This is a genomic window from Variovorax sp. 22077 (genome assembly GCF_052044195.1).
Classification (GTDB): Bacteria; Pseudomonadota; Gammaproteobacteria; order Burkholderiales; family Burkholderiaceae_C; genus Variovorax; species Variovorax atrisoli.
Map to the genome: position 1 here is coordinate 178,622 of NZ_JBQEQC010000009.1, position 16,442 is coordinate 195,063.

13 protein-coding genes are annotated in these 16,442 nt (G+C 69.1%); 4 read left to right on the plus strand and 9 right to left on the minus strand.

The window, feature by feature from the left end; translation table 11 throughout:
- Nucleotides 1–2: 2 nt before the first annotated feature.
- The 3 genes from ACTJLF_RS15390 to ACTJLF_RS15400 form a co-directional block, all read right to left on the minus strand.
- Nucleotides 3–1,226: an acyl-CoA dehydrogenase family protein gene (locus ACTJLF_RS15390; RefSeq protein WP_440883382.1), complete on the minus strand. Its 1,224-nt coding sequence runs from the start codon at nt 1,224–1,226 to the stop codon at nt 3–5.
- A gap of 1 nt (nt 1,227) precedes the next feature.
- Nucleotides 1,228–2,775 (minus strand): AMP-binding protein, encoded by a 1,548-nt coding sequence (locus tag ACTJLF_RS15395; RefSeq protein WP_440883383.1) that lies wholly within the window; start codon nt 2,773–2,775, stop codon nt 1,228–1,230.
- A 216-nt stretch (nt 2,776–2,991) separates the two neighbouring features.
- Complete coding sequence (locus ACTJLF_RS15400; RefSeq protein ID WP_440883384.1) at nt 2,992–4,005, minus strand: LysR family transcriptional regulator; 1,014 nt, start codon at nt 4,003–4,005, stop codon at nt 2,992–2,994.
- A 298-nt stretch (nt 4,006–4,303) separates the two neighbouring features.
- On the opposite strand from ACTJLF_RS15400, the gene ACTJLF_RS15405 reads away from it, so the two are divergent.
- Both ACTJLF_RS15405 and ACTJLF_RS15410 read left to right on the plus strand, forming a co-directional pair.
- The gene (locus tag ACTJLF_RS15405; RefSeq protein ID WP_019655530.1) at nt 4,304–4,672 is read left to right on the plus strand and encodes a phage integrase family protein; all 369 of its coding nucleotides are present in this window, start codon (nt 4,304–4,306) and stop codon (nt 4,670–4,672) included.
- A complete protein-coding gene (locus ACTJLF_RS15410) occupies nt 4,669–5,319 on the plus strand; it encodes a hypothetical protein (protein ID WP_019655529.1) in 651 nt (216 codons plus the stop codon). The genes ACTJLF_RS15405 and ACTJLF_RS15410 overlap by 4 nt, the downstream gene beginning before the upstream one ends.
- A gap of 83 nt (nt 5,320–5,402) precedes the next feature.
- Here ACTJLF_RS15410 and ssb read toward each other — a convergent pair whose 3' ends face one another.
- Nucleotides 5,403–5,942, minus strand: coding sequence for a single-stranded DNA-binding protein (ssb, locus tag ACTJLF_RS15415; RefSeq protein WP_126022297.1), 540 nt, complete (start codon nt 5,940–5,942; stop codon nt 5,403–5,405).
- Nucleotides 5,943–6,050: 108 nt separating this feature from the next.
- Here ssb and ACTJLF_RS15420 point away from each other — a divergent pair, with 108 nt between their 5' ends.
- Both ACTJLF_RS15420 and uvrA read left to right on the plus strand, forming a co-directional pair.
- Entirely contained in the window at nt 6,051–7,442 is a 1,392-nt protein-coding gene (locus tag ACTJLF_RS15420; RefSeq protein ID WP_019655527.1) for a chloride channel protein, read from the plus strand.
- A 145-nt stretch (nt 7,443–7,587) separates the two neighbouring features.
- Nucleotides 7,588–10,590: an excinuclease ABC subunit UvrA gene (gene uvrA / locus ACTJLF_RS15425; protein WP_354327512.1), complete on the plus strand. Its 3,003-nt coding sequence runs from the start codon at nt 7,588–7,590 to the stop codon at nt 10,588–10,590.
- Between the two features lie 30 nt (nt 10,591–10,620).
- On the opposite strand, the gene ACTJLF_RS15430 is transcribed toward uvrA, so the two are convergent.
- From ACTJLF_RS15430 to ACTJLF_RS15450, 5 genes are all read right to left on the minus strand, one after another.
- On the minus strand, nt 10,621–11,100 hold the full coding sequence (locus ACTJLF_RS15430; RefSeq protein WP_295980106.1) for a type II toxin-antitoxin system VapC family toxin: 480 nt from the start codon (nt 11,098–11,100) through the stop codon (nt 10,621–10,623).
- Nucleotides 11,097–11,867, minus strand: a complete 771-nt coding sequence (locus tag ACTJLF_RS15435) for a hypothetical protein (RefSeq protein WP_295980104.1) — start codon at nt 11,865–11,867, stop codon at nt 11,097–11,099. The genes ACTJLF_RS15430 and ACTJLF_RS15435 overlap by 4 nt, the downstream gene beginning before the upstream one ends.
- A gap of 448 nt (nt 11,868–12,315) precedes the next feature.
- The gene (locus tag ACTJLF_RS15440; RefSeq protein WP_019655526.1) at nt 12,316–13,071 is read right to left on the minus strand and encodes a GntR family transcriptional regulator; all 756 of its coding nucleotides are present in this window, start codon (nt 13,069–13,071) and stop codon (nt 12,316–12,318) included.
- On the minus strand, nt 13,068–14,837 hold the full coding sequence (locus tag ACTJLF_RS15445; RefSeq protein ID WP_440883385.1) for a glycerol-3-phosphate dehydrogenase/oxidase: 1,770 nt from the start codon (nt 14,835–14,837) through the stop codon (nt 13,068–13,070). The genes ACTJLF_RS15440 and ACTJLF_RS15445 overlap by 4 nt, the downstream gene beginning before the upstream one ends.
- Nucleotides 14,834–16,366 carry an FGGY family carbohydrate kinase gene (locus ACTJLF_RS15450; RefSeq protein ID WP_440883386.1) on the minus strand — a complete coding sequence of 511 codons (1,533 nt, stop codon included), beginning with the start codon at nt 16,364–16,366 and terminating at the stop codon, nt 14,834–14,836. The genes ACTJLF_RS15445 and ACTJLF_RS15450 overlap by 4 nt, the downstream gene beginning before the upstream one ends.
- Nucleotides 16,367–16,442: the final 76 nt, after the last annotated feature.

Genomic DNA, 16,442 nt, shown 5'->3' on the forward strand with positions numbered 1-16,442 from the left:
CCCTAGCCCGTCTCGGACACCAGCAGCTCCTTGGCGATGGTGTTGCGCTGGATCTCGCTGGTGCCGGTGAGCACGCGGTACATGCGCAGCAGGCGGAAGAGGAACTCCACGCGCCGGCCCTGCACGATGCCTTCGCCGCCATGGATCTGCACCGCGCGGTCGGCCACGCGGAAGGCGGTCTCGGAGCAGAACAGCTTGGCCATGGAGGCCTCGGCGCGCGCGTCCGAGCCGGCGTCGATCTGGCGCGCGGTGTGGATCATCAGCGCGCGTGCAGCGGCCAGCTCGGTCGCCATGTCGGCCAGCATGTGCTGGATGGCCTGGAACTGGCCGATGGCGCGGCCGAACTGCCTGCGCTGCAGCGCGTAGTCGCGCGCGTCGCGCAGCGCCACCTGCGCCAGCCCGACCATCGCCGGGCAATGCAGCAGACGGTTGACGGTGATGCGGCCCAGCGCCAGCGCCAGGCCGCGGCCCTGCTCGCCGATCAGGTTCGCGGCCGGCACGCGGGCGTTCTCGAACACGATGTTGCCGGTGCCCGACTGCCCCGCCATGGTCTTGTAGCCCGACTCCACGCGCACGCCCGGTGCAGACAGGTCGACGAAGAAGGCCGACACCTCGCGCTGCGCGGGATCGGTGGCGGTGGAGGCGACCAGCACCGCGAAGTCGGCAAAGGGCGCGCCCGAGATGAAGCGCTTGCGGCCGTTGACGACATAGTCGTCGCCGTCGCGCACCGCGTGCGTCTGCACCGCGCCGGCGTCGGAGCCGGCCTGCTCTTCCGTCAGCGCGAAGCAGATGGCCTTCTCGGCCTCGGCCACGGGCACGATGAAGTTCTTCATCTGCCACGGCGTCGCGAAGCGTGCCAGCGCACCCACGCGCGGCGGGCCGCTCAGCTCGCCGAACACGTGCGGCGCGAAGGGCGAGCCGGTGGCGTAGATCGCTTCCTTGATGAGCGCGTGGTCGAGCACCTCGAGGCCCATGCCGCCCATCTTCTGTGGCAGCGTCATGCCGTAGAAGCCCAGCTCGCGCGAGCGCTTCCACACGCGCTGCAGCAGCTCGCGGGACGCGCCGCGCTCGCTGTCGACGTCATGCTCGCGCGCGAGATCGGCCAGTTCGCCGTTCAGGAAGGCCTGCACGCGCACGATGACTTCGGCTGCGCGCTCCGAGCCCTCGAAGGGGCCCGCGAAGATCGGCGCCATGTTGTTGGTGACGGGTGTCGTCGTCGCATCCATCTCAGTTCACCATCCTCTCCTGGCCCGCCCAGTACGGGGCCTGCACCGCCTTGCGCATCACCTTGCCGTTGGGGTTCTTCGGCAGCGATTCGACGAACTCGATTCGGCGCGGGCGCTTGAAGCCGGCCAGCCGCTCGCCGCAGAAGGCGTCGATGGCCGAGCCGTCGGCTGCGCGGCCGGGCTTGAGCACCACGTGCGCCGCCACCGACTCGCCCCACTTGTCGTCGGGAATCGCGAACACGCAGGCTTCCTGCACCGCCTCGTGCTGGAACAGCACCGCCTCGACCTCGGACGGATAGACGTTGAAGCCGCCGCTGATGACCATGTCCTTCTTGCGGTCGACGATGTAGACGTAGCCCTCCTCGTCCATGCGCGCGAGGTCGCCGGTGTGGTAGCGGCCGTTCTTCAGCACCTCGGCCGTGAGCTCGGGCGCGCGCCAGTAGCCGGCGAAGATGTCCTCGCCGCCGACCACGATCTCGCCGATCTCGCCGGTGGCCACGGGCTGGCCCTCGTCGTCGACGATGCGCACGTCGCATTCGAGCAGCGGGCGCCCGCAGGAGGCCAGCCGCTCGGGGCGCGCGGCGCGGGCATGGAGGTGATCGTTCGTGGTCAGCGCGCACACGCCCGAGGTGGTCTCGCCCGCGCCGTAGCCCTGCGAGAGCACGGGGCCGAACACGTCCATGGCCTTGAGGATGCGCGCGGGCGCCATCGGCGCGGCGCCGTAGCCCAGGCGCTGCAGGTCGGGCAGCGGGCGGTACTGCCCTTCGAGCTCGCCCAGCAGCATGTTGATCATGGTCGGGACCATGAAGGTGTGCGTCACGCGGTCGGCACGCATGTCGGCGATGAAGCGCGCCGGCTCGAAGCCCGAGAACAGGCGGATCGTCACGCCGCTGCACAGCGCCGGCACGATCTGCATGCCCGAGGCGTGCGTGACCGGCCCCACGAGGCCGAGGATGTGGCCCTCGTGCATGCCCTCGGAGCGGATCAGGAACTTGCGCAGCTGCGCCAGCCGGTTGCCGAAGGTCTGCATCGCGGCCTTCAGCACGCCCGAGGAGCCCGAGGTGTAGTGCAGCACGGCGAGTTCGTCGGCATGCACTTCCACCGGCGTGAATGCATCGCCGGCGCGGGCCAGCGCGGCCTCGTAGCCGGTGGCGTCGTCGCCGTCGATCAGCAGCAGGCGGGGCATCTCGCCGCGGATGTGCGCACGGAAGCTCTCGGCGCGCTCGCGGGTGGTGACGATGATCGCCGCCTCGCTGTTGGCGGCGATCTCGCCCACTTCGCCGGGCGACAGGCGCGAGTTGAACGGCGCCTTCACGAGGCCGGCCTTGTAGCAGGCGATCTCGACCTCGACGATCTCGGCGCAGTTGGCCAGGTAGATGCCCACGCGGTCGCCGCGCGCCAGGCCGAGGCCCAGCAGCGCGTTGGCGAGGCGGTTGCTGCGCTGCTCGAGCTGCGCGTAGGTGAGCGTGCGCGCGGGGCTCATCACAGCGACGCGGCGAGCGTTGGCGCGCGCGCTGCGCGCCACGAGGGCGCCGACGTTGGCGACCATGCGCCTGGGGGGAATGGATGGGGGATTGATGCTTGTCTCCTGGGTGCCGCGACGTGCGATCGCGCATGTCGCCGTTCCGCTCTTGCGGTCAGCGGCACTGTTCCAGAAGCGCGGCTACAGGAGAAATACTGTTTGCTGATCCGGGGCCATCACCGGAATTGATGGCCTTCGGCCGATGGCGCGTGCCCTTGCGCGTGCCCTTGTTCACGCCCGGGCTCAGCCGCGCATCGTCCACTCCGCCATCCACTTGCGCTGCCCGATGAGGCTTTTCGCTTCAGCGGTCAGCGCATCCACCACCACCTGCGCGACGGCATCGAGCGGACGCTCGGGCGTGACCAGCGTGTAGGCGCGCGAAAGCTCCGGGTTGACCACGCGAGCGACCAGCCAGCCTTCGCGAGGCGGCGGGCTGTCGCTCAGCGCGCAGGCAGGCACGAAGGTGAAGCCGGCGCCATTCAGATAGAGGGAGCGGATCACCCTTGCCGAGTCGTGCTCGTGGACGATGTTCAGCGGCATGCCGCGCGCATTCGCCGCGCCTTCCACCGACTGCCGGATCGCGAAGCGCCGCGACTGCAGCACCAGCGGCTGCGCCGCGGCGTCGGCAAGATCGATCACCGGGTACTGCGATGCCGCGGCGCCTGCGTCACCCTTAGCCGGGCGCCGCCGCCCCGCGGGCACCGTGGGCGCCGCGCGCAGCAGCCGGGCGACGCGGCCATCCGTATCGCGCCCGCAGAAGTACATGCCTTCGCGCGCCATCGGCCTGCAGCGCAGGCCCTCCAGCGGCGGCGTGTCGACCAGGATGCCGACGTCGGCGCGGCGCTCCAGAACGGCCTTGCACACCGTCAGGCTCAGGCCGTCGAGCACGAAGACGCGCACGCGCGGATGCGATTCCTTGAGCGCCGCGAGCACCGGCCCCATCAGCAGCGAGGCGAGCAGGAAGGGAATGGCCAGCGTGACGGAGCCCTCGGGACCCTGCGGCAGGCGCTGGATGCGCTCGCGCATGGCGTCGGCGTCGCTCAGCAGGCGGCGGGCGTCGTCGTAGAGGCGCAGCCCGGCCGACGTGGGCGTGACGCCGGCATGCGAACGCTCGAAGAGCTGCACGCCGAGTTCGCTTTCCAGCTTCTTGATCTGCGCCGTGAGCGCCGGCTGCGCCACGTACAGCGCCCCGGCCGCGCGGGAGAGGCTGCCGGCTTCGAGCACGGCGATGAAATAGCGGAGGGTGCGCAGGTCCATGGGTTGCGAGTGTGGGGCCGGGGCTGGCTACTATGCCTCGCGGGGTCGTTCCCGGGCCTCGCAGGCCTCCCGGGCAGGTAAACCCTGATCGACGATCAGGCATCTGTCCGGAAACTGGACACACTATTTGCCTGAATAACTTACATACGCCGGCAGCGGACCAGGAAATCTCTTGTGGATCAAGGCGCAGTCGCACTGGCATGTCCCGTGCAAAGCAAGCCCATCCGATCCACAACATGCGCGGAGTCATCGCGGGCCGTCAAGCCTCCCGCACTCGTGCCCGCGCCTGGAGACAACCATGGACACCCCTCCTCGATCCGGCGGAAATGCGCCGCAGGCACACGACAGCGTCGCGGCGTGGTTCGACCCCCTGCTGTCCGAAAGGCTCGCACAGGCCGGCTTCGGCACGCTGCAACAGCTGGCGCAGCGCATCAACGATGCCGGAGTGACCTGGTGGTATCCGGTGCGGGGCATCGGCGTGAGGCGGGCCGAGCGCGTCGTGCAATGGCTGCGCGAGCAGCAGGAGAGCACGGGCATGCAGGTGGACCTGCGCTGCGTTCGCGAACACGGACGCGCCCGTCCGGCGCCCTGCGATGCCACCCCGACGGCTGCGGCGCGCGGCTCGGATAATGCGCGCTTCGTGTCAGCAGCAACAGAGCAAGGATGAGCGCAGCGGATTTTCTTTTTTCTCCCGAAGTACAGAAGCTGCTCACGGTCCTGTACGCGGCGCCCGCCGATCAATGGTTCCCGACCGCCGAGCTCGCTCGCCGGACCAGGCTGGCCGAGCCCGAAGCCGCCGCCACCGTCGAGCATCTGGTCGGCAGCGGCATCGTGAAGCGGCAGGCCGCGAAGGGCGAGGAGCAGCCCGAGGCCATCCGGATCGACCGCTCCTTCGTCTTCCACGACCAGCTGCGCAGCATCGCGCTGCGATCCTTCGCGGCGGCGGAGCCGATCCGTTCCATGCTGCGCTCCAAGTTCAAGGACTCGGTCGTGCGCGCCCTGGTGCTGGGCGAGGACGCGCAAGGCACCATCGAACTGCTGATCGCGCACGGCCAGCTGGTGCCCGACGAAGCCGCCATGGCGGCGGCATGCCAGAAGCTGTCGAAGTCGATGGGCCGGCACCTGAATGTGCACGTCGTTCCGCTCGCGCGGCTCAACGGCATGCCCGCGCGCGATCCGCTGGCTGCGAAGCTCTCCGCGCCCACGGTGCACGAGATCATCGCGCTGGGCGACACCAAGGCGGCGCTGCCCGCCGAGCGCGGCGGCCTGCTGCAGGCGGCCAGGAAGAAGCTGGCGACGCTGGGCAGGCCTTAGCTGGCAGGCCCCGGAAAAGCGAAAAGGGCCTGCTCACCGAAGAGCAGGCCCCTTGCCTGAATCAGGAACCGGGAAGACCGGCTTCAGAACGGAATGTCGTCGTCCATGTCGTCGAAGCCCGACGACGACTTGGCCGGTGCCTGGCGCGGAGCCGGCGCGGGAGCGCGCGGTGCGGCCGCGGGTGCGCGCGGGGCGTAGCCGCCACCGCCGCCGCCACCACCTTGCGAGTAGCCGCCGCCACCGCCGTAGCCGTCGTCGTCGCTGGGACCCGACGGACCGCCCTGGCCCTGGCGGCTGCCGAGCATCTGCATCTGGTCGGCGCGGATCTCGGTGGTGTACTTTTCGATGCCGTCCTTGTCGGTCCACTTGCGCGTGCGCAGGCTGCCCTCGACATAGACCTGCGAACCCTTGCGCAGGTACTGGCCGGCGATCTCGGCCAGGCGGCCGTTGAAGACGATGCGGTGCCATTCGGTGGCTTCGCGCATTTCGCCGCTTTGCTTGTCCTTCCAGCGATCGGTGGTGGCCACGGTGACGTTCGCGACCTGGTCGCCGCTCGGGAATGTACGCATCTCGGGGTCGCGCCCCAGATTGCCGACGACGATGACTTTATTGACCGATGCCATATGCACTGCCCCTGATAAGTGGATGGAGGAGAAGGTTGAGAAGAACCCTCGATTGTGCCCCAAGGCGACTGCCCGCAATCCCCTGAGGTGCCAGAATGGCCCGGACCGATGAATCGCGAACCCGACTTTTTCGAGCATCTGCGCGCCGAGCTGTCCAGCGGGCGGATCTGGCTCGACCGTGCCATCGTGCTGGGCTACGCCATCGCGGCGGGCCTCTTCGTGGTGGGCTTCACGCTGGCCAGCGACTGGGTCTTCGGCCAGTTCCACCGCTTCTACCGCGCCTGGCCCTGGGCCCTGCTGCTGACCACGCCGCTGATCACGGCCGGCATCGTCTGGTTCACCCTGCGCTTCTTTCCCGGCGCGGGCGGCTCGGGCATCCCGCAGATCAAGGCCGCGCTGCACCCGGCCCTGCCCGACGAGCGGCGCTTCGTGTTCGCCTCGCTGCGGCTGACGGTCGCGAAGATCGGGCTGGGCGTGGCCGGTTTCGCGGCCGGCCTGTCGATCGGGCGCGAGGGCCCTTCCGTGCAGGTGGCGGCGGGCGTGATGCAGCACGCGCGGCGCTGGCTCTCGCCCAACACGGCCATCGACGGGCGCGCGCTGCTGGTGGCCGGCGGCGCGGCCGGCATCGCGGCGGCCTTCAATGCGCCGCTGGCGGGTGTGGTGTTCGCCATCGAGGAGCTGTCGGGCCGGCTCGAGGCTCGCTCCAGCGGGCTGATCATCACGGCGATCGTGCTGGCCGGCCTGGTGGCGGTCTCGGCCTTCGGCAACGTCAGCTATTTCGGCGTGATCCGCGTGCCGCGGCTGGGCTGGGACGTGCTCGGGCCGGGCCTGCTGGTCACTCTGCTGAGCGGCGCCGCGGGCGGGCTGTTCGCGCGGCTGCTGATCGCCTCCCTCACCGGCACGGCCGGGCGCTTCAACCGCTGGCGGGCGCGCTTTCCGGTGCGCTTCGCGGCCGTCGGCGGACTGGCTGTGGCCGTCATCGGGCTGGTCACGGGCGGCGTCACCTTCGGAGCGGGCTCGGAGGCGGTCAAGCAGATGCTGCAGGGGCATGACGAGCTCACGCCGCTCTACACGGTGCTCAAGTTCGTCGCCACCTGGCTCACGGCGTGGTGCGGCGTGCCGGGCGGGATCTTCGCGCCGTCGCTGTCCATCGGCGCGGGCATCGGCGACGCAGTGGCGCGGCTGGCCGCCAGCGAGCACGGGCCGGCGCTCATCGCCATGGGCATGGCCGGCTTCCTGGCGGCGGTGACGCAGGCGCCGCTCACCGCCTTCATCATCGTGATGGAGATGGTCGACGGCCACTCGATGGTGCTGAGCCTGATGGCCGCCGCGATGCTGGCCAGCCTGGTCTCGCGCATGATCAGCCGGCCGCTGTACGACACGCTGGCCGAGCACATGGTGAGCCGCGCGATCAGCACCTCCGCCGGCACCGAAGCGGTGCACCCGCCGCCGGCAGAAACCCCGAAGTCCGAACCGCCGGTTCCCTCCGGCTCGCCATGAAATCGCGGGCGGTCTATCATGTCCGGTTGCCCTCGGACGATCGCCTGCCTTGAATTCAAAAGCCACCGCACCCACCGCCCGTAGCGAAGCCGACGCGGAAAGCGCCCGCGACGCGGAACTCGAACGCAACACCTACCTCGGCGCAGTGCTGGCGCAGCAGCGCATCAGCATCCGCGGCGCGCGCACGCACAACCTGAAGAACGTCGATCTCGACATCCCGCGCAACAAGCTGGTGGTCATCACCGGTTTGTCGGGCTCGGGCAAGTCGAGCCTTGCCTTCGACACGCTGTATGCCGAAGGGCAGCGTCGCTACGTCGAGAGCCTCTCGGCCTACGCGCGGCAGTTCCTGCAACTCATGGACAAGCCCGACGTCGACGTGATCGAGGGCCTCTCGCCCGCGATCAGCATCGAGCAGAAGGCCACCAGCCACAACCCGCGCTCCACCGTGGGCACGGTGACCGAGATCCACGACTACCTGCGCCTGCTCTACGCGCGCGCCGGCACGCCCTACTGCCCCGACCACCACCTGCCGCTGCAGGCGCAGACGGTGTCGCAGATGGTCGATGCGGTGCTGGCGATTCCCGACGAGCCGCGCCTGATGATCCTGGCGCCCGTGGCACGCGAGAAGAAGGGCGAGTTCGTCGAGCTCTTCGCCGAGATGCAGGCCTCCGGCTACGTGCGCTTCCGCGTCGACGGGCAGATCTACGAATACAACGACCTGCCCAAGCTCAAGAAGACCGAGAAGCACGACATCGACGTCGTCATCGACCGCCTTCGCGCGCGCCCCGACATGCAGCAGCGCCTGGCCGAGAGCTTCGAGGCGGCGCTGCGCCTGGCCGAGAGCCGCGCGATCGCGCTGGAACTGGGCGCGGAAGGCGCTCCCGACAAGGAGCACCTGTTCAACGCCAAGTTCGCCTGCCCGATCTGCCACTACTCGCTGTCGGAGCTGGAGCCGCGCCTGTTCTCGTTCAACTCGCCCGTGGGCGCATGCCCGACCTGCGACGGCCTGGGCAGCCGCGAGGTGTTCGATCCGGCGCGCGTGGTGGCCTTTCCGTCGCTGTCGCTCGCCAGCGGCGCCATCAAGGGCTGGGACCGCCGCAACGGCTACTACTTCAGCATGATCGAGAGCGTCGCCAAGCACTACAAGTTCGACGTCGACGCACCCTTCGAATCGCTGCCGGCCTCGGTGCAGCAGGTGCTGCTGTACGGCTCTGCCGCCGAGGAGATCAAGTTCAACTACACCATGGAGTCGGGCAACTTCGCGGGCAAGAAGCTCACGAAGAAGCACCCCTTCGAGGGGATCATCCCGAACATGACGCGGCGCTACCGCGAGACCGACTCGGTGATGGTGCGCGAGGACCTCGCGCGCTTCCGCAACATGCAGCCCTGCCCCGACTGCGGCGGCTCGCGCCTTCGCCCCGAGGCGCGCAACGTGTTCCTGGTCGACGAGAGCGGCGCGGACAACGGCACCGAGCGCCCGCGCATGGCGATCTTCGAGCTCAGCCGCCTCACGCTGCGCGATTCGCTCGGCTGGTTCGAGAAGCTCAAGCTGCGCGGCGCCAAGGCCGAGATCGCGGAGAAGGTGGTGCGCGAGATCGGGCTGCGCCTGAAGTTCCTCAACGACGTGGGCCTGAATTACCTGAGCCTCGACCGCAGCGCCGAGACGCTGTCGGGCGGCGAAGCGCAGCGCATCCGCCTCGCCTCGCAGATCGGCTCCGGCCTCACCGGCGTGATGTACGTGCTCGACGAGCCCAGCATCGGCCTGCACCAGCGCGACAACGACCGCCTCATCGGCACTCTGAAGCACCTGCGCGACATCGGCAACAGCGTGATCGTGGTCGAACACGACGAGGACATGATCCACGCCGCCGACCACGTGATCGACATGGGCCCCGGCGCCGGCGTGCACGGCGGGCGCGTGATGGCGCAGGGCACCTGCGCCGAGGTCTCGTCCAACCCCGACTCGCTCACCGGCCAGTACCTCTCGGGCGCGCGCAGGATCGAGGTGCCGAAGCACCGCACCGCGTGGCTGCCTTCGACGAAGCAGCCCGCCTTCCATGAAGGCAGGAAGCCCCCGCGCTTTCCGCCGAGCCCCGCCGCCGAGCGCCGCGCCGCGCGCGAGGCCGCGCACCTCGCCACGCAGACCGACCTGCAGGAGATCCGCGTGGTCGGCGCCACGGGCAACAACCTCAAGAACGTGAGCGTGGCCTTCCCCGTCGGCCTGCTGACCTGCGTGACGGGCGTGTCGGGCTCGGGCAAGTCCACGCTGGTGAACGACACGCTCTACACGGCGGTCGCGCGCACGCTCTACCGCGCGCACGAGGAGCCGGCGGCGCACGAGTCGGTGGAAGGCATCGAGTACTTCGACAAGGTCATCAACGTCGACCAGAGCCCCATCGGCCGCACCCCGCGCAGCAATCCGGCCACCTACACGGGCCTGTTCACGCCCATCCGCGAACTCATGGCCGAGACCAACACCGCGCGCGAGCGCGGCTACGGCCCGGGGCGCTTCAGCTTCAACGTGGCGGGCGGGCGCTGCGAGGCCTGCCAGGGCGACGGCGTCGTCAAGGTCGAGATGCACTTCCTGCCCGACGTGTACGTGCCCTGCGAGGTCTGCCACGGCCAGCGCTACAACCGCGAGACGCTCGAAGTGCTCTACAAGGGCAAGAACATCGCGCAGATCCTGGAGATGACGGTCGAGGCCGCGCACGACTTCCTCAAGGCCGTGCCCACCATCGAGCGCAAGCTGCGCACCCTGCTCGACGTGGGCCTGAGCTACATCAAGCTGGGCCAGTCGGCCACCACGCTGTCGGGCGGCGAGGCGCAGCGCGTGAAGCTCGCGCTCGAACTCAGCAAGCGCGACACCGGCCGCACCCTCTACATCCTCGACGAACCGACCACCGGCCTGCACTTCGCAGACATCGAGCTGCTGCTGAAGGTGCTCCACCAGCTGCGCGACGCGGGCAACACCATCGTCGTCATCGAGCACAACCTCGACGTCATCAAGACCGCCGACTGGCTGATCGACATGGGCCCCGAAGGCGGCGCCGGCGGCGGCACGGTGGTGGGCCAGGGCACGCCCGAGGACATCGCGGCGAACGAGGCGAGCCATACGGGGCGCTACCTGAAGCGGCTGCTGGCAAGCTGATCGACGGGCGCGTTCGCTCGCGTCCGATCGTCAATCCCCCAACAAGCCTCGCTGACCGTTCTCGAACCACGCTGAATCGAAGCCATCCGCCAACAGGATCGGCTTGACGACGCTGGTACCGGCGTCATTCAGCCTGCGCAAGTACTTCACCAGCGTTTGAGCGTCTTCCGTGAGGATGTGCGTCAGAGATTCGCAAATCGCCTGGGCGATCAGCTTGATGTCGTCCTTCACCGCGCTGCGGTCATCACCTCCATCCCGCTGCAGGTCGCGCATGAGCAATCCTGCGGTCATTGCGTGGTCGATGTTGAACGGAAGTACCTCGAAATTGCGCAGGGGCAAATCCGTCACCGCCTGCTTGACCTGAAACTCCGATGCCGCAACGGCCGAAAGGTAGAGCGGAACACCGCGCTTCAGCGCTTCCCTCAGATAACTCACTGCAGCTTGATGGTGGGCACGCGCAGGGTCAGCCAGGGAAATCAGGTAGCTCGTATCAAGCAGGATCGCGCTCACTCCTTGCCTCCCCGGAGATCGTCAATCCATGCTCCGGCGTCAGGTGTGTCGCGCCAGGCCTTGGCTCCTCGTTGAGTCAGGCGCGCGAGATCCTTCTCGTCGAATCGGCTTTCATGCTCGACGAACTCTAGCAGTCTGGCGCCTCGATACTCGCGCGTCCTGACGTTGTACTCGGCAACGATCCGGACCATGGCCGGCTTGTAAAGCCGGTTGACCTTCTCGTCGCGCAGCATTTCACGCGCTGCATCGACCAGCAATGTCTTGCCGTCCGGAAGACGAATGTGGGCATTCGGTTTCGACTGCCCGCCCATGTCTTCGATCTCGCCACGCACATAGCGTTCGACACGTACCCATTGATCGGCATCGTCGGCGTGGAAATCGGACTCGGCACTAATCACGATGGCAGCAGGCAGAAAACTCGCTCCGATGCTCACGCGCCAGCGACGGCCACCACGCGCATTCTTTTGCCACCGCTCAATCACCGCGCGCCGCTTCGGACCAATGTCATCCATCTCCTGACTGTTAGCGAGCTTGCGCAGGTCGTTCAACAGAATCGGATTGGCTATGGGTGCCGTCCGGATGGCGAATGAACCCTTCTCGATGGAAACATCGAGCGCACTTGTATCGATGTCGTTGCCATCGCCCCGGAGAAAATCGTCCACATCCTTTGCAAAGTTGCGGAGTATGGACAGGGGCATACGGTCTGGCGCGATTTCATATCCCGCCGACTCGTCATGCAACGCTATAAGCAACTCTTGCGCTTCCATCAGGGCATTCTAGGTTCCTAAGCCGTTTCCTCGCAGAGGTACTTGCGAGCATCGATCCATCGCGGGAACGAATGCACAGGCCGCGCCACAATCGCGCCTTATCGCCTCCTCCACCCCGCGCCAGTCGTCATCCTCGTTCTCTTGGCCCTCCCGTGGGGCTTCAAGTGCCGGTGATGAAGCTCGGCGGTCATCGGCGCCCTCCTTTTCTCCGCCGCGCCGACGCGGCGCGCATGCCTGGGCGTAGGTGCCTGCGCAGTCGGCGTGGGGCTGCTGCCGGGGCACGAGCTCCCGAACCTGTCGGGCCGGCCCGGCTACGTGGCGCTGGCGCGCAGCTGCTGCGCCGCACGCTCATTGGCTTGCCGACGCTCACGATCTCGTTCCGGATTTTCCTTTCGCCTCCTTCGCGAAACCTTCGCGTCCTCTGCGTCCGGCTGCCCGCCCCGCCCCTTCAAGTCGTCGTCTGCACGTGCAGGCGGCTCGTCTTGCAGCGGTGCAGCGCGCGGTAGTGCTCCAGCGGCCGGCCGTTGGCGCCGTAGGCGATCGATTCGATGCGCAGCAGCGGCTCCGGCTGCGGCAGGTTGAGGAGGTCGCAGGTCTCGGCGTCGGGCAGCACGGCGTCGATCCAGCGTTCGGCGCGCACCAGGCGCAGGCCGTACTGGCGGCGCAGCACGTCGTAGAGCGAGCGGTCGTCCAGGCGCGTGCGGTGCAGGCCGGGTGCCAGGTCGGCGGGCACCACGGTCTCCACCAGCAGGCGCAGTTCGCCGTCGACGCTGCGCAGGCGCTTGAGCGCCACCACCTGCGTGTCGTCGGTCAGGCCGAGCGAGGCGGCCTCCTGCTCGGTGGGAGCGCGCAGTTCCTGCGTGAGGATCTGCGTGCGCACCGAGCGGCCCTTGCGTTCCATCTCGTCGGAGAAGCCGAGCACGGTGGAGACGAAGTCCTCGTCGCGCTCGCGCGCCGACACGAAGGCGCCGCGGCCCTTGATCTTGTAGATGAGGTTGTTGCGCACGAGGTCGGCCAGCGCCTCGCGCACCACGATGCGCGAGATGCCGAACTGCTCGCCCAGCTCGGCCTCGGACGGCAGCTTGGCGCCGATGGGCAGCACGCCCTGCAGGATCTGCATGCGAAGCGCGTCGCGGAACTGGGCCCACAGCGGGGACTCGGAATCGCGGTCGAGCACGGTCGAAATTTCGGTCGGAGAGTTCACGTCGAAGCTTGGCCCAGGGCCTGAGGAGTCATCAATGATGCATCGAAAGACGCCGGTGCATCGGCGGCCACCGGCGAAAGCCGCACGCCGTGGCGCTCGCGCAGCGCAGTGGCGCAGGCGTGCAGCTCGGCGTGCTGCTGCGCCGCGTCCCAGCCCAGCGCATCGGCGGCGATGCCTGCGATCTCGGCGAGCGCGGCGTCGGTGACCAGCCCGCGGATCGCCAGCAGCGTGCGGCGGATCACGAGGTCGTCGAGATGCACCACGCCGGTCTCGAGGCAGAGATACGAAAGCTCGGCCACCGAATAGCCGGGCGCGTGGCGCAGCGGCATGTCGCCCGATGCGGCGAGGCGCTGCGCCAGCGGCAGGGCCTTCGATCCATAGCGCTTCAGCAGCACCTGCGCGCGCGTGCGGCTCATGCCGGAGGCGGCGACCAGGCGATCGAGAAAACGCTCGGTCGCCTGCGCATCGGCCGGCAGCTCGGCGCCGCCGCCGATCGGCAGCATGTCCGTCGATGCCGTGCGCGGACGGCCCAGTTGCTTCAGCACTTCGTCGACGGCCTCTTCCGCGAGCGCGCGGAAGGTCGTCCACTTGCCGCCGACGAGGCCGACGACCGGAATGTCGCGCGTGGCGCTGGGCGGATCGAGCACCACCGAGTGGTCGCGCGAGATCTGCCCCGGCTTGTCGGCGTCGGAGCGCGCAAGGGGCCGCACGCCGACGTAGGTGTAGACCACGTCGCCGCGGCCGAAGCGCAGGTTGGGGAACACCTCTGCCAGCACTTCGAGCAGGTAGTCGACCTCCTCGGGCTCCGTCTCGATCCTGTCGGGGTCGTCCACGGGGATGTCGGTGGAGCCCACCAGCACGCGGTCGAGGAAGGGGTAGACGATGCACACGCGGCCGTCCACCGCCTCGAAGTAGGCCATGCGGCCCTTCAGCGCGTCGCGCAGCGCGGGATGGTCGAGCACGAGGTGCGAGCCCTTGGTGCCCATCACGCGCGGGCCGGCACCGCCGAGCACCGCAGTGTTGCGGTCGAGCCACGCGCCGCTGGCGTTCACCACGGTGTCGGCCGTCACGCGCACCAGCGCGCCGGTGATCTCGTCGCGCAGCGTGATGATGTTGCCGGCGCAGCCCATCACTCGGCAGTAGTTGGCCGCGGCCGATCGCGGCTGGTCGCGGCAGGCGTCGCCGATGAGTTCGAGGATGAGCCACTCGGGGTGGCTGATCCACGCATCGAAGAAGGTGGCCGTCCAGCGCACCGCCGAGCGGAACAGGCTGCGGTCGCCCGGGGGAACGCGGCTGATGCGGTGGTTGGGCATCACGCGCTGGCGGCGGCCGAGCAGGTCGTACAGGCGAAGGCCCGCGGCCACCGCCAGCAGTCCGCGCGTGCGCTGCGGCGGCTTGCGGCCGAAGAACTTCAGCGCGCTGCTCATCAACCCACCGAAGAAGCTCGACAGCGGCACCACCGTCTTCAGCGGCTGCACCAGGTGCGGCGCGTTGCGCAGCAGCAGGTTGCGCTCGCGCGTGGCCTCGGCCACCAGCGAGAAGCTGCCGTTCTCCAGGTAGCGCAGGCCGCCGTGGATCATGCGCGAGGGCGCGCTGCTGGCGCCCGCGCTGAAGTCGCCCTTGTCGACGATGAGGCAGTCCACGCGCTGCAGGCACAGGTCGCGGAACACGCCCACGCCGTTGATGCCGGCGCCGACGATGACGGTGGAGAAATGTCGGTCCGCGAGCGACGCGGGGCGCACGAAGGGCAGTTGCCACGCGCTCATCGGGAGACCTCCGCGCTGCGCGCTGCGGTGCTGCCGGCGGCGGCCGTCACGCCGCCCGCCAGATGGGAAAACACAGGAGACATGGTGTCGATCAGTTCGTTGAAGCCGGCGTTGAAGTCGGCATGGGCGCGCGCCAGGGCGGCGTCGGGTTCGACGGTGTCGCAGGGCGCGAGCAGCGCGCTGCCCTGCTCCGCTCGGTCGATGCCCTGCGACATGGCGGCGTAGATGGCGGCGCCGCGCGCCCCGGTCTCGTCGTCGGCGCAGCGCTCGACCGGATGGCCGAGCAGGCCCGCGAGCAGGCGCACGAGGCGCGTGTCGCTCGCGCCGCCGCCGAGCACGGTGCACGCGGACACCGGCAGCCCGCAGGCCGCGAGCCGCGCGATGTGGCGCGCATGCAGCGCCGCGACCGCATCGACCACCGCGCGCGCCATGTCGCCGCGCGTGTGATGGCTCTTGAGGCCGACGAAGCCCGCGGTCACGCCGCCGCCTCCGTTCACGAAAGGCAGGAAGCGCAGCCCGCCCGCGCTCAGCGGCACCGACATCGCGAGGTCGACCACCGCACGCGCATCGGGCAGGCCGAGCACGCCGGCCAGCCACGCGATGTTGGCCATCGAGGAGGGGCTGTTCTCCATGTAGAGCCGCTTGTCCCCGCGGCCGAAGTTGACGACGGCGGCCACGGCGGGCTTGGGCTCGATCACCGGCCCGATGACGGCGTTGACGCACCAGGTGCCGAAGACCGACACCGCGCGCGAGCGCCCTTCGGCGCAGATCGCGGTCATCGAGGCCAGCAGGTCGATGGCGCCCATCGCCACCGGAATGCCCGCGGGCAGGCCGCACAGCGCGGCCTCCGAAGGCCGCAGGCTGCCGACGATCTCGCCGCTGGGCACCAGCGGACCGAAGACGCGCGGCCCGAGATCGGCGATGCCCGAGGCATCGAAGGCCGCCTGCGACCACGTGCCCGTTTCGATCGACACCAGCCCGGCCGTGCTCGCGTCGCTGGCGTCGGTGGCGATCTCGCCCGTCAGCAGGAAGCCGAGGTAGTCCTTCGCGAACATCAGCCGGCGCACCGTGCCGCGCTGCACGGCGTCGGTGCCCAGCAGCTCGGCCGCGATCACCGTGGGCTGGCCGGGCCAGGGCTGGCAGCCCACGTCGGCGAAGAGCGCCGGGCCGCGGCCGAGCGCGAGGGAGCGGGCGCGCGCGTCGGCGCGCTGGTCTGTGGAGGCCACTGCCCGTCCGCCCACGAGCTCGTTGCGCGCGTCGAGCGCATAGAGCCCCGCGCCGTGGCCGGTGCAGCCGATGGCGCGGACCTCCGACACGCGGTCTCCGAGTTGATGGGCGACGTCGCGCAGCACGTGGGTCAATGCGGCGCGGATGGCCGCGGCCCCCACTTCGCATCCCCCTCCGGGCAGCCGGTCGTGCGGCAATGGCATTCGTGACAGGGCGACGCTGCGGCCGTTCCCGGCTTCGAGGGCCAGGGCTTTCAGGCTGCTCGACCCCATGTCGATGCCGATCAGTATGTTGGGCTTCATGTCATAACAGCTTCGGCTGAATAAAAGCGGCCTGCCAGTAGCGTTTCCCCTAGTTATCCCTCCAAATGGCCAGCGC